The 13,039-nt window shown below is 47.7% G+C and carries 11 protein-coding genes and 2 riboswitches; of the genes, 8 read left to right on the top strand and 3 right to left on the bottom strand.

The window, feature by feature from the left end; all coding sequences use genetic code 11:
- Window positions 1-314: 314 nt before the first annotated feature.
- Window positions 315-464 carry a hypothetical protein gene (locus GB993_RS06960; protein WP_017260849.1) on the bottom strand — a complete coding sequence of 50 codons (150 nt, stop codon included), beginning with the start codon at window positions 462-464 and terminating at the stop codon, window positions 315-317.
- 167 nt (window positions 465-631) lie between these two features.
- Here GB993_RS06960 and cls point away from each other — a divergent pair, with 167 nt between their 5' ends.
- Complete coding sequence (gene cls / locus GB993_RS06955) at window positions 632-2,077, top strand: cardiolipin synthase (RefSeq protein ID WP_161003690.1); 1,446 nt, start codon at window positions 632-634, stop codon at window positions 2,075-2,077.
- A 69-nt stretch (window positions 2,078-2,146) separates the two neighbouring features.
- Here cls and dapF read toward each other — a convergent pair whose 3' ends face one another.
- Window positions 2,147-3,178 carry a diaminopimelate epimerase gene (gene dapF / locus GB993_RS06950; RefSeq protein ID WP_161003656.1) on the bottom strand — a complete coding sequence of 344 codons (1,032 nt, stop codon included), beginning with the start codon at window positions 3,176-3,178 and terminating at the stop codon, window positions 2,147-2,149.
- Complete coding sequence (locus tag GB993_RS06945) at window positions 3,171-4,580, bottom strand: aspartate kinase (protein ID WP_161003655.1); 1,410 nt, start codon at window positions 4,578-4,580, stop codon at window positions 3,171-3,173. The genes dapF and GB993_RS06945 overlap by 8 nt, the downstream gene beginning before the upstream one ends.
- A 192-nt stretch (window positions 4,581-4,772) precedes the next feature.
- A riboswitch (Lysine riboswitch) is annotated at window positions 4,773-4,956 on the bottom strand.
- A gap of 147 nt (window positions 4,957-5,103) precedes the next feature.
- Window positions 5,104-5,281, top strand: a riboswitch (Lysine riboswitch).
- A 362-nt stretch (window positions 5,282-5,643) separates the two neighbouring features.
- Between GB993_RS06945 and lysA the strand changes: the two genes are divergently transcribed.
- From lysA to GB993_RS06910, 7 genes are read left to right on the top strand one after another with little or no spacing between them, the layout of a single operon-like run.
- Window positions 5,644-6,960 carry a diaminopimelate decarboxylase gene (gene lysA / locus GB993_RS06940; RefSeq protein WP_161003654.1) on the top strand — a complete coding sequence of 439 codons (1,317 nt, stop codon included), beginning with the start codon at window positions 5,644-5,646 and terminating at the stop codon, window positions 6,958-6,960.
- A 28-nt stretch (window positions 6,961-6,988) separates the two neighbouring features.
- Window positions 6,989-7,702 (top strand): 2,3,4,5-tetrahydropyridine-2,6-dicarboxylate N-acetyltransferase, encoded by a 714-nt coding sequence (gene dapD, locus GB993_RS06935; protein WP_161003653.1) that lies wholly within the window; start codon window positions 6,989-6,991, stop codon window positions 7,700-7,702.
- 30 nt (window positions 7,703-7,732) lie between these two features.
- Window positions 7,733-8,881: an N-acetyldiaminopimelate deacetylase gene (locus tag GB993_RS06930; RefSeq protein ID WP_161003652.1), complete on the top strand. Its 1,149-nt coding sequence runs from the start codon at window positions 7,733-7,735 to the stop codon at window positions 8,879-8,881.
- Between the two features lie 59 nt (window positions 8,882-8,940).
- Entirely contained in the window at window positions 8,941-9,855 is a 915-nt protein-coding gene (dapA, locus tag GB993_RS06925; RefSeq protein WP_161003651.1) for a 4-hydroxy-tetrahydrodipicolinate synthase, read from the top strand.
- A gap of 3 nt (window positions 9,856-9,858) precedes the next feature.
- Entirely contained in the window at window positions 9,859-10,647 is a 789-nt protein-coding gene (dapB, locus tag GB993_RS06920) for a 4-hydroxy-tetrahydrodipicolinate reductase (RefSeq protein WP_161003650.1), read from the top strand.
- Between the two features lie 39 nt (window positions 10,648-10,686).
- Window positions 10,687-11,886 carry an aminotransferase class I/II-fold pyridoxal phosphate-dependent enzyme gene (locus tag GB993_RS06915; RefSeq protein WP_161003649.1) on the top strand — a complete coding sequence of 400 codons (1,200 nt, stop codon included), beginning with the start codon at window positions 10,687-10,689 and terminating at the stop codon, window positions 11,884-11,886.
- Window positions 11,887-11,928: 42 nt separating this feature from the next.
- On the top strand, window positions 11,929-12,996 hold the full coding sequence (locus tag GB993_RS06910; protein ID WP_161003648.1) for an aspartate-semialdehyde dehydrogenase: 1,068 nt from the start codon (window positions 11,929-11,931) through the stop codon (window positions 12,994-12,996).
- Window positions 12,997-13,039 lie beyond the last annotated feature (43 nt).

Below are 13,039 nucleotides of genomic sequence, written 5' to 3'. Positions count from 1 at the left end.
CCTTTCTCTCACACCTTGCATCAAAACAGCTTTACTGCTACTTTTTACAATTGTATTTGAGGCAAATTACTATTTGGAGTTTTTATTGAAGTGTGAGTGGAGGCAAACAGGGACAGAGCTTCGTGGTAGCAATACTTAGTGGGCGTACTTGGGCCACTTAGTATTGCAGGGCGACTTCTGAGATCGGGTTATGAGCTCAGAATCGAAACCCAAGACCGTCTTGTGGGCTTGGGTCGGTCCCATGAAACGGCGTCCCTGTTTGCTGTAACGGTCAGTCTTGAAAGAACTATTTTTTTACTTCGATTTACACAGGTTTAATGTCGCCGATGAAGATAAATGGCGACGATGATAACGATGATGAGTAGCAGAATGATGGTGCTCCGCGAATCATGCCCCAAAGCTTGTCGAAGCAAACGGAAATAACCAATCCCGTGAGGCAAAAAGACGCCTGAAATGGACCACATGTGTGTTGCCTCCTAAATTACTTTGTTTGACTTATTATACGCATTACAAAAATTATGAGAAAGCAATAAGTTGTTTGTGAGCAAATTTCCACAAAAAGGGGTCGCGTTGCTTCCTAAAGATGAGTAAGATGAAATTAGCATTTATGCGTATTGGAGGACCAATCCAGATGAACTGGGCACATTTTATTTTTGAAACAATTATCTATGTAAACGCGGTGTTGGCGTTCATTACCGTGTTCCGTGAACCGCGTGATATTTCAGCGACCTGGGCCTGGCTACTGGTGCTGGTGTTCTTGCCGATCATCGGTTTCATTGCCTACGCCTTTGTCGGTCGGCGATTGCCGAAGAATCGATTATTTCAAATTCAAGAGCAGGAACAACTGCAGCTTGATGAGCAGCTAGCACTGCAGCGAGCCGAGTTATCATCAGAGCGAAATGACGCGGATGATGTAACCGCTACTGCGTTGGGTACAGTTAATTTATTTATTGAGTCTGATCAAGCCTTCCTAACTCGCAACAACCGGGTGCACATTATTTCTGATGGGAAAGCGCTGTTCCACCAGATGTTTGAAGACATTGAGCGGGCTAAACAGAGTATTCATATCGAGTTTTACACGATTTATAACGATGACATTGGCAACGAATTGTTGCGTTTGTTGATTCGTAAGGCGGAAGCCGGCGTGGCTGTGCGAGTACTGTATGATTCATGGGGTTCAATGGGCGTGCGGCCCAAATTCTATGATCCATTACGGGCCGCTGGTGGGGAAGCATATCCCTTCCTGCAAACGCGCAGTGCGCTAGTGGATTTTCGTTTGAACTTCCGTGATCACCGTAAAATTGTTGTGATTGACGGTGCTATTGGCTATACCGGTGGTTTTAACGTCGGCGATCAGTATCTTGGCCGTAAAGAAAAGTTTGGTTACTGGCGTGATACGCATCTTCGCATCGTTGGGGCTGGCGTTTACGGGCTTCAGTCACGCTTTATTCGTGATTGGAATGCCACTAGTCGCACCAAACCGTTAAACGTTACCAACGATTTCTTCCATATCACTAAGGTGAAGGGTGAAACCAACATGCAGATTGTTTCATCTGGTCCCGATTCTGATAAAGAGCAGATTAAGATGGGCTACTTACGATTGATCAACTCAGCTCGTAAACGGTTGTGGATTCAGTCACCATACTTAATTCCGGATGACTCCGTCCTAGATGCGCTTCGGGTAGCGGCCGGCAGTGGCGTGGATGTTCGCATCATGATTCCAAGCAAGCCGGATCATGCGTTTGTGTACCGGGCAACCGAGTATTACGCGAAGCAGTTGTCTCGTAACGGGGTAAAGATCTTCAAATATCGCAACGGTTTTATCCATTCTAAAACGATGGTCGTTGATGATGGGGTCGCATCTGTTGGATCGGCAAATTTGGATTTTCGTAGTTTCAAACTAAACTTTGAGGTCAATGCATTCCTGTACGATCCTAAAGTTACCGCCGAGTTGGCTAAGTTATTTGAAGCTGATATGCGCGTCAGCGAACTGACGACTTACGAGACGTTTGCCCAACAATCGTATTGGCGTAAGTTCAAGCAAACATTTTCACGTTTATTGTCGCCAATTTTGTAGAGAATAACTATCACAATAGAAGGGACCGGTTTCGTAGCTAGACTGCGAAACCGGTCCCTTCTAGCAAACTTAGTGTTCATCTGCAGTTGGGCGGACATCGCCAAATGACCAATGTGGTAACTGTGATACGAATTGATGATAGGCGGTCTCTTCTTGTGTTGACGCGACTTCTGCGCTGGCGAGGTTCCCGGCGTGTAAGTCAGATTCGCTCAAACGCAAATGGTCAGTGAAGGTCGCGTTGCCGATTAAGTCGATAGTGTACGCAGCGTTTTGATGATGGACACGCGTTTGAACCATCCCGCCTGGATTATAAATTGTCAGGAGTTGGTCAAACTGAGCTGCTGGGTGAGTCAGTACCCAAATTAGCGATGTGGCCGACATGCCAGTACCACAGGCGTTTGTAAAACCAACACCACGTTCAAACGTCCGCACAAAGAGGTTAGTGTCGTTTATTTCCCAACCAAAGCTGACATTGACGCCGTCAGGGAACCACGGGTTTTGACCATTTAATTGTTGCCCGAGTTGCCCTAGGAACGAGGTTGTTAAGGCATTAGGATGATTATGGTCTGTGAGACTAATCAAATGTGGGTTTGGTACTGCCACAGCGGAAAAGTTTGCAGTGGAATTTGTTGCAAACGGCAAGTTGTTTTGATTTAAAAGTGGTGTTGTCGGGATTTGATGTAAGCCGATCAAAGTAGCATCGAAACTGACGGGTTGGATGCTGACACTGAACGCAGGCACATTTAGCGCAAACGGCGTGACTTGATGAACTGGTAAATCAGCCGCATCTGTTTCAACTTGGAAGTCCGTTTGGTGCGATTGTTCCGCAAGATAGCGGCTGACGGTTCGTAGGCCGTTGCCACACATGCTTGCTTGGCTGCCATCGCGGTTGAAAACCTGCATCCGGCCAATTGTGTTGGGATGTTGACTGTCGCTGATGACCAGGACACCATCTACTTCATCCAGACCTGATGGTGCTGTGTCGTTGACTTGTTGCGCCAAACGACTGAGTTCAGCTGTGGTGAGGGCATGTTTAAGTTGCCGTTGATCGAGCAGGTAAAAACTATTTTCCGAGCCATGAACACGAATTAAATTAACCATGAGTGACCTCCTGTGCTGGTTGACGAAGTGGCAAGCTAACTGGTTGGTTAAAGAAGTCATTGTAGATAAGGCGAACGGCGTCATCAGCCTGAGCTTCCCGAACACCGATCATGATGGAAATCCGTGACGCCCCCTGGTTGATCATTTGAACGCCGATATGATGAGTGGCTAGCGGGTGCAAGATCCGGTCAATGACGCCAACCTGATTGCGCATGCCTTCGCCAACCACCATCAAAATCGCGTAATCATCGATCCACTGAAGACGATCGGGTTGCAGCGTTTCTTTGATATCTGCTAGCAAACGAGGGAGGACATCTGTCGGAGTTTGATTGCGATCGAAGATGATCGTTAAATCGTCAATTCCTGAAGGCATGTGTTCGTAGCTGATATGGTAGCGGAAGAGGATTTTGAGTAACTTTAATGTGAAGCCAACTTCCCGGTTCAACAAATAACGGTGCAGGTAGAGCGCTGCAAACCGTTTGGAACTGGCCACCCCCGTAATTAATCGCTTAGGCTGCGACTGATTCGTTGGTACAATCAGTGTTCCTGGCGCACTAGGATGGTTGGTATTCTTAACGCAAATGGGAACCTGGCCTTCAATGGCTGGAATAATGGCTTCATCGTGAAAAACTGAGAAACCGGCATATGAAAGCTCCCGCATTTCAACGTAGCTCATCTTAGTAATGGGTGCCGGATTAGCGACAACGTTTGGATTGGCGGCGTAAATGGAGTCGACATCCGTAAAGTTCTCGTATTCAGTCGCATGCAAACCACGAGCAAGAATGGCACCTGTGATATCTGAGCCACCACGGGAAAAGGTTACAAGCTGACCGCTGGTTGTATAGGCAAAGAAGCCAGGAACGACCCACAGTTTGTCTTCCGCTAGAAGCTCCTGACGGGCAACGGCCAGGTGTGTGTATGTCTGGGATAAAATGGTCGCGTTGTTTGGCTCCTGCGTGGCAATTAATCCGAGTTCATGTGGGTCAACGTAACGAGCACTTAATCCTTGTGTAGTTAACACCAGCGCCAGTAACTGGGCGTTTAACTTTTCACCGTGGGCCTTAAACGCAGCCATTCTAAAGGCTGGACCACGAAATGATGTCGTTGGTAGGGCCAAAATTTGGTCCGCCAATGGTTTAAATTGAACTGCCGAAATATTGAACGCTGTTGCGATTTCTTGATACCTGTCGATGATTTTCCGGCCGATCGACTGTTGTGTCTTGCCATGCACACGGGCGTATTCAATCAGTAGATCGGTAACTTTTTCATCATTCTCATTCCGTTTGCCAGGTGCTGAAACAACCACCACGCGGCGTTGCCTATCCATTCGCAAAATCTGTATGACGTCATTAAAATGCGTCGCATCTGCCAAAGAACTGCCACCAAACTTAATTACTTTCATCGATCCTAACCTCGCTTACCACGGTCGTTTGTCCAAACAGACCATTGTTTTTGATGTTAGAAGGGGAATCGACACTGAAATCATTCACACCCACGATTACATTTAAAAAGCGCACCCAGTGACTTTGTTTAACGAGGTCATTGGGTGCGCTTAGTCTAATCGAACGTAATCGATATAGTACCGGTTATGTATGGTCGTAGATAGCGCCCCGCAACTTTTTTGTTAGTTGCGACAGTCCTTGAGCTGTTAACCCAAGTCCCAACCCTAACTGAGACGAGTCAGTCAAAGTTTCGGCGAATCATCCTTTCACTAAGCGTCGTTAACCTCGTCGATTTCCTCTTAGTTACTTTTAATCTTCGCAACCTCTTCTATGATTACTGGCAATTATAGCGAATTAGTTTTCAATTACAATAGCTAAATGAAAATAAATGTAAACGCGTTGGTACACCGTTTTACTTGGGAATATAAAATTCAAATGGGGACTTGACGGGTTATGAAAAGAGCGATATGCTCATTAAAATTAAATGTGAAAAGAGGTTGCAACCAACAAGAGTAATCAGCGGAGTCGGGTCACGACATAGAAACTGATGAAAGGGGCGGTTGCCGAAGCTGGACGATTGACCATCGCTTTGGCTGGGATGTTGATGAATAATCAACAAACTGTCGTGATGAAAAATTCATCGCGGGGCGCTTACGACATTCAGAAACGAAATGAATTTATTTTCGGGACTCTTTTGCGTACGCACCTGTGCAAATGAGTCCCTTTTTTCGTGCTATGTGTCTGTGTTTACGGTTGTCAACATTGGCACACTCGACCTGGGACCGGTTCGAGCCTCCCAAGTTCGGAGTCTTTCACCTCGCCGAGTAGCCCCGTTGGAACCCGGGTCTCTTCGACCGTCCGTGTTGTAAATTTGAGAAAATCGCTCGAATTAACATCACTTTCAGGACTCGGTATCAATGTTGACGCCCTTCAGTTCACCTTGCAAAGATAATCGCCGTATAGGCAAAGCGCATAACCGTTTGAACAGACACATAACTTCTAAAAACTAAAAGGAGCAAAAAAATGACAACAACAGTTGAGTCAACGACAAATCATTTAATGATCGGTGGTATGGATACCGTCAAACTGGCAGAGCAGTTTGGCACACCGCTGGTTGCTTACGATACGCAGGATATCGTTCGTCAAGTGAAGGCCTTTCAACAGACGTTTGCTAACCATCGAATTGATGGCATCGTGAGTTACGCGTCGAAGGCCTTCTGCGTGAGGGGAATCTATCAGCTGTTGGCGCCACTTGGCGTACATGCGGACGTTGTTTCAGCGGGTGAAATGGCAACGGCGTTTGCGGCCGGCTTTCCGGCATCTCGACTGAGTTTTCACGGGAATAATAAGTCTGTGGACGAACTGACAATGGCACTGGATCATCATCTTGGCACGATTATTGTTGATAATTTCGTTGAGCTTCATCTATTACAACGTTTGCTACAAGAACGCGACGAAACCATTGCGATTCAAATTCGGGTGACTCCCGGTGTTAGTGCCCATACACATCAGTACATTCAAACGGGTCAGGTCGATAGTAAGTTTGGTTTCGACATTGGCTCTGGCCAAGCGGATCAAGCACTAGAAGAGGCTTTAGCAGATGATCATCTAGAGGTTCGCGGCGTTCATGCCCATATTGGCTCGCAAATTTTTGAGAGTACCGGCTTTGTAATGGCAGCCGAGAAACTGATTGAATTGCTGACCCATTGGCATGAGGCGTTTGGCTATTCGGCCCAGGTGCTAAATATAGGCGGCGGGTTCGGCATTAAATATGTGGAAGGTGACGATCCACAATCACCGGAGGCCCAGCTTGATACTGTGTTAACGACGATTGAAGCCAGGTTAGGTAATCATCACCTAGAAATGCCGGAGATTTGGATTGAACCTGGCCGGTCGTTGGTTGGCCCGGCAGGAATCAATCTATATCGGGTTGGCGCAAACAAACGTGTCCCCGGCTTATTGCCTTATGTGGCTGTTGACGGCGGCATGGGGGATAACATTCGGCCAGCGCTGTACCAGGCTGAGTACGAACCAGTATTGGCCAATCATGTGGAAGATTCATCCAAGGAAACTATCCATATTGTCGGTAAATATTGTGAGTCTGGCGACATTCTAGTAAATAAAGCTACGCTGCCCGTTACGAAAACAGGCGATGTGATTGCACTCTTAGCCACCGGTGCGTACGGTTACTCGATGGCCAGCAACTACAATCGTAATCCACGTCCAGCCGTCATTTTTATCGATCACAAACAAGCCAGCATCGTCGTCCGGCGCGAAACTATTAGCGACATGCTCGCACTGGATGAGGATTTTAAGAAGAGTGCTGCCGAAACCCTGTAAGGTAACTCAATCATTAAGGAGGATTCAAATGGCAGAATTAGATGCGACACAGATTATTCATACGATAGCGACTGCTAAGAAACAAACGCCGGTCAAGGTCACTGTTAGTGGCGAGCACTTACGTCAACTTACGGTTCCAGATGGCATTGAAGCATTTATGGAAGATCACACGGGGACGTTGTTTGGGAGTTGGCCGGTAGTAAAACCATTTCTTGAATCACACCAAGACGTGATTGTGCAAACACATGTGGAAACTAATGCCACTAATTCAGCTGTTCCGTTATTAGATGCGCGCGAAGTTAACGCCCGCATCGAACCGGGTGCCATCATTCGTGATCAAGTAGTGGTTGGTGATCACGCTGTCATTATGATGGGTGCACTGATCAACATCGGCGCTGAGATTGGCGCTGATTCCATGATTGATATGGGTGCCGTGCTTGGTGGCCGTGCGATTGTTGGCAAACATTGTCACATCGGTGCTGGCGCGGTGCTAGCCGGGGTAATCGAACCAGCTTCTGCAGAACCTGTGCGCATCGATGATGATGTGTTGGTTGGGGCCAATGCAGTGGTTATTGAGGGCGTTCATATCGGTGAACACGCTGTGGTTGGTGCTGGTGCTGTGGTAACTGAGGATGTGCCAGCCAATACCGTTGTTGCCGGAGTTCCAGCTAAGGTAATTAAAGTTAACGATGCAAAAACGCAGGCTAAAACGAAACTGCAAGATTCGTTACGAAAGCTCTAGCACGTTTGACTGAAAGAAAGCTGGTACTGCATGTCTGAAACGTTAGATTTAATTCATATTCGCCGTCACTTGCACCAAATTCCAGAGTTGGCACTGCATGAAACTCAAACAGCCGCATATTTACGGCAAGTTATCGAAACAATGCCTCAGCAATGGTTGACCATTCATCACATACCAAGTCTGCCAACCGCTTTGATGGTTAAAGTTCAAGGAAGTAAGCCGCAACGGTGTATCGGGTACCGCACTGATATTGATGCCTTGCCAGTTACAGAAGCGACTGGCTTGCCATATGCGTCGACAAATCCCGGTAGGATGCATGCTTGCGGGCATGATATCCACATGACGGTGGCCCTAGGGGTGCTCAATTATTTTGCGAATCATCAGCCAAAAGATGACTTACTGTTTTTCTTTCAACCGGCTGAAGAAAACGACAATGGTGGCAAGTTGGCCGTTGAAGCAGGTGCCTTTACTGGCGAATGGCGACCGGATGAGTTTTATGGCTTGCATGTCAATCCGGAGCTGCCTGCAGGCGTGATTGGATGCCGTAATGGCACGTTATTTGCCGGCACGACTGAAATCAACGTGGACTTTGTTGGCAAGGGCGGGCATGCGGCTTATCCACATTTGGCTAACGACATGGTAGTTGCCTGCGCCAGCTTTATCATGCAAGCGCAAACTGTTGTCTCCAGAAGCGTTGACCCAATTGAAGGCGGCGTGGTGACGTTTGGCAAACTGAATGCCGGTAGTATCCGTAACGTCATTGCTGGCCGTGCCAGGCTAGAAGGGACCATTCGCGGACTAACGCAAACGATGATTGAACACATTGATCAGCGACTACAGGCAATCGCCAATGGCATCGCTACGAGTTTCGAGTGTGAAGTCAATGTTGAACTGAATCAGGGCGGCTACTTGCCGGTAGAAAACGATCCGCAGTTGACGATCCCGTTCATTCAATTTATGAAAAATGCACCAGATGTGGACTTTGTTGAAACGGCACCGGCCATGACCGGCGAGGATTTCGGATATATGCTGCATCAATTTCCTGGCACGATGTTTTGGTTAGGGGTGGACGGTCACGCCCCGTTGCACTCTGCCAAAATGACGCCAGATGAGTCCGCTATTAGTAAGGGTGTCACCGCCATTACTGAGTTTTTGGAGGATCGGATGTCAAGAGAGTGATGGTCGACTTCGGTTGATGCCGAATCCGGATGGCTCTCATCAATAGGGAGGAATTTAAAATGTTTGAACAAAACGATTTATTAACAGCGATCATCACACCGTTTACCGAAGATGATCATATTGATTTCGATGCATTAACGCGTTTAACAAATATGCTCATTGAAACTGGTTCACGCGGGTTTGTCATCGGTGGGACGACAGGTGAGACGCCAACGCTAACGCACGACGAAAAGATTGAACTCTATACCCGTTTTGCACAGATTGTGGCTGGTCGTGGTGTTGTCATCGCTGGGACAGGCAGTAACAATACAGCTGCGACGATTGCCTTTAATCAGGAAGTAGATGCGATTGACGGGATTGATGCGACGTTGGTCGTTGTCCCTTATTACAATAAGCCTAATCAACGGGGGATGATTGCCCACTTTACAGCGGTTGCTCAAGCTGCTATTAAGCCGATCGTCATTTACAACATTCCTGGCCGAACTGGTGTCAACATGACGAACGAAACGATTCTCCAACTTGCACAAGTGCCGAACATCAGTGGTGTTAAACAGTGTGGTAGCGATGCAGATTTGGCAGCACTAATTAATGATGCGCCGACAGGTTTTGCTGTTTACAGTGGCGAAGATGCCCAAGCATTATTAGTGAAGGCACTGGGCGGGGCTGGCGTCATTTCCGTTGCCAGTCACGTATATGGTCCAGCGATGCGACAGGAATATGACGCTCTAGAACAAGGTAATATTGCACGTGCTGGCCAGATTCAACGTGACTTGATGCCAAAGATGGCTGCGTTATTCATGTACCCATCACCATCACCAGTCAAGGCTGTTTTAAATGCGCAGGGACTACCAGTTGGCAACCCACGTTTGCCAATCGTTACGCTGAATGACACTGAGCAAACCAGTTTGGCACATCGTTTAGGCGTTCACGAACTAAGCGATATTCCGTTGGCAGAGAACACGGAGGCGGTATAGAAAATGAGTGAATCAAAGATCCGTGTTATTGTCGCTGGCTTTCGCGGCAGCATGGGGACTGCTAGCTGCCAGACAATTTTAAACGATGATCGGTTTGAATTAACTGGCGTGTTTGGTCCTCATGCTGCACTGACTGACGGAAATGACACACATTTACCAAGCCAAGTTGTCGTTGCCACTACGGAAGACGAGTTGCCTGAGGCGGACGTTTGGTTAGACTTTACAACACCAGCCGTGGTTGAACATAACGTTGAAGTAGCCTTGCAGCATGGGCTAGTCCCGTTGGTTGGCACGAGTGGCTTAACAACGGCACAAATAAAATCATTACAAGCGTTGGCTGCTTCAGCTCATCTAGGTGGGTTGATCGTTCCCAACTTTGGATTATCAGCGGTGTTACTAACTCAGTTTGCTAAACAGGCCGCCAAGTATTTTCCAAACGCGGAGATTATTGAAATGCACCATGCCGATAAACGGGACGCGCCATCCGGTACGGCCGTTGCCACGGCTCATGCAATCGCCGCTGGTCGGCAACAAGAGCCAGATCCTGATCATACTGAAAGCAGCGTGGATGGCGTGCGTGGTGGGATTGTCGACAATGTTCCGATTCATGCAGTCCGTTTGCCTGGTTATCTAGCACATGAACAAGTGCTGTTTGGCGGAACGGGCGAAGCGTTGACTATTCGGCAGGACACGTATGACCGTGAGTCATTTATGGTTGGCGTGAAGTTAGCTTTGAGCAAAGTGACAACATTAACAGAATTAAAGGTTGGTTTGGAACAGGTTTTAGATTAGCGTCGTACCGCGAATTGATACGGTCAAAGGAGAATGCATATGCCAGAATTAGAAGCTCAGTTAACGGGGATGACACGGCCCGTGTTTGACCAAATTGTGCCATCAGCGATTCGTCAGTTTGATAATCAAATAAAGGATATTCCTGGCATCCTGAAATTAACGCTTGGTGAACCAGATTTTAACGCGCCAGACCATGTTAAGCAGGCGACCATCGATGCAATCAATCAGAATCGCTCTCATTACGCACCAGCTGCTGGGTTACCGGAGCTACGAGAAGCGATTAGTACATACTTAACTAAATTGAATCAGGTCACTTACGATCCCCAAACGGAAATATTGGTAACAGTGGGTGCCACAGAAGCGATTGCGGCCGCGATGGGAACTGTTTTGGGAGCGGGCGACGAGGTGATTATCCCAACACCAATTTTTCCGTTGTACATTACGACTGCCCAGATTGATGGCGCTACACCAGTGTTAGTTGATACCTCAGTAGATGACTATGTATTGACACCGGCTCGGCTAACGGCTACATTGGCTGCCCATCCGCGTGCAAAGATGCTGGTTTTGAATTATCCGACCAATCCAACTGGTGTCACTTACACAGACTCGCAGTTGCAAGCATTGGCTGCAGTGATTCGCAAACATAAGTTGCTCGTGTTGGCTGATGAAATCTATTGTGAATTAGCCTATGACCAGCCTCATGTATCTATTTCTACATTATTACCAGAGCGGACAATCGTGATTAATGGCGTTTCCAAGACATTTGCCATGACTGGTTACCGGGTTGGTTACTTAGCAGCACCAGCTGCACTAACCCAGCAGATTGCCAAACTACATGGTGCCTTGGTAACTGCAGCACCAACACCAATGATGGCGGCGGCCACTGATGCTTTGCAACATGGGGTGGCAGACACGGCGGCCATGAAGGCTCAGTATCACGAACGTCGCGATTTTCTGGTACAAGCACTCAATCAACTAGGCTTTACCACGGCTCAACCAAACGGTGCTTTTTATGTCTTCGCTAAAATACCGGCAGATGAGGAACAAGATGACCGCGCTTTTGCGCTTAAGGTCGCTCAACAAGCAAAAGTAGCCGTTGTTCCAGGTAGCTGTTTCGGGCCTGGTGGTGAAGGCCACGTTCGGTTGTCATACGCCGCCGACATGGACAAACTGCAGGAAGCCGTCAAACGACTAGCAGCCTATCGTGCCAACAAATTATCGGTTGATGTTTCGGCCTAACTAAATGATCGAGTGGAATGAAACTTGAAAGGAAGCAATTTAATGCAATCATTTAATGTCGCAATTCTTGGTGTTACTGGCGCAGTTGGAACGCGGATGTTACAACAACTGGAAAAGTCTGATATCGCAGTTGACCGTTTGGTGCTGTTGGCATCAGCACGTTCAGCTGGTCAAACACGCATTTTTCGTGGCCAAGCTTATACGATCGAAGAAGCCACAACGGACTCGTTTAAAGGTATCGATATCGTCTTGTCGTCAGCTGGCGGTTCAGTTTCCAAAGCATTGCTACCAGCGGCGGTGAAGGCTGGGGCGGTTTGTGTCGATAATACCAGTGCCTTTCGGATGGAGCCAGATGTCCCGTTGGTCGTGCCTGAAGTGAATCCAGAGATGTTGAGTCAGCATCATGGTATTGTTGCCAATCCAAACTGCAGTACCATTCAAATGGTTGTGGCGTTGGCGCCGATTGATCGTCAGTATAAGTTACATCAAGTCCTAGTTTCGACTTATCAAGCGGCTTCCGGTGCTGGTCAACGGGCAATGAACGAGTTATTCGACGAGGCACAACAACGTCATGAAGGCGAAGAGGAGACGGCTGCCATCTTACCCGTCAAGGGTGCTGAACATCACTATCCATTGGCGTTTAACTTGTTGCCCCAGATTGATGTCTTTGAAGATGATGGTTTCACTCACGAAGAATGGAAGATGATTCACGAAACTAAAAAGATTTTGCGTGGCGACATGAACGACACGGAACTCAAGGTGTCTGCAACCTGTGTCCGCGTGCCTGTACCAATTGGCCATGGTGAAAGCGTTTATTTTGAAACGCACCAAGCACCAGCCGTATCAGACATGCAGGATCTACTGGCCCATTCAAAGGGTGTTGTACTGCAGGATGACCCTGCACACCAGGTTTATCCGCAACCGATTAACGCTGCTGGTCATGGCGAAACGTTTGTTGGCCGGATGCGAGCAGACCGGGAAAACCCAGGTGCTTATCACATGTGGGTCGTTGCTGATAACCTACTTAAAGGGGCGGCATTGAATGCGGTTCAAATCGCACAGGAACTGATCAAACGTGATTTAGTGCGTGTTCCTGAAGTAACTAAATAAAGTGCAAAAAACATCACGCTGATACGAAAAAATATCAGCGTGA

Origin of the sequence: Furfurilactobacillus milii, assembly GCF_009864005.1 — a bacterium.
Classification (GTDB): domain Bacteria; phylum Bacillota; class Bacilli; order Lactobacillales; family Lactobacillaceae; genus Furfurilactobacillus; species Furfurilactobacillus rossiae_B.
Note: the sequence above shows the minus strand (reverse complement) of the source record. Positions and strands in the feature narration are given on the sequence as shown.

Coding starts and splice junctions, on each gene's coding strand:
- GB993_RS06945 (WP_161003655.1), bottom strand. CDS start 4,580: ATGAAAGTAATTAAGTTTGGTGGCAGTTCTTTGGCAGATGCGACGCAT.
- dapB (WP_161003650.1), top strand. CDS start 9,859: ATGAGTGAATCAAAGATCCGTGTTATTGTCGCTGGCTTTCGCGGCAGC.
- dapA (WP_161003651.1), top strand. CDS start 8,941: ATGTTTGAACAAAACGATTTATTAACAGCGATCATCACACCGTTTACC.
- dapD (WP_161003653.1), top strand. CDS start 6,989: ATGGCAGAATTAGATGCGACACAGATTATTCATACGATAGCGACTGCT.
- GB993_RS06910 (WP_161003648.1), top strand. CDS start 11,929: ATGCAATCATTTAATGTCGCAATTCTTGGTGTTACTGGCGCAGTTGGA.
- GB993_RS06915 (WP_161003649.1), top strand. CDS start 10,687: ATGCCAGAATTAGAAGCTCAGTTAACGGGGATGACACGGCCCGTGTTT.
- GB993_RS06960 (WP_017260849.1), bottom strand. CDS start 464: ATGTGGTCCATTTCAGGCGTCTTTTTGCCTCACGGGATTGGTTATTTC.
- lysA (WP_161003654.1), top strand. CDS start 5,644: ATGACAACAACAGTTGAGTCAACGACAAATCATTTAATGATCGGTGGT.
- dapF (WP_161003656.1), bottom strand. CDS start 3,178: ATGGTTAATTTAATTCGTGTTCATGGCTCGGAAAATAGTTTTTACCTG.
- cls (WP_161003690.1), top strand. CDS start 632: ATGAACTGGGCACATTTTATTTTTGAAACAATTATCTATGTAAACGCG.
- GB993_RS06930 (WP_161003652.1), top strand. CDS start 7,733: ATGTCTGAAACGTTAGATTTAATTCATATTCGCCGTCACTTGCACCAA.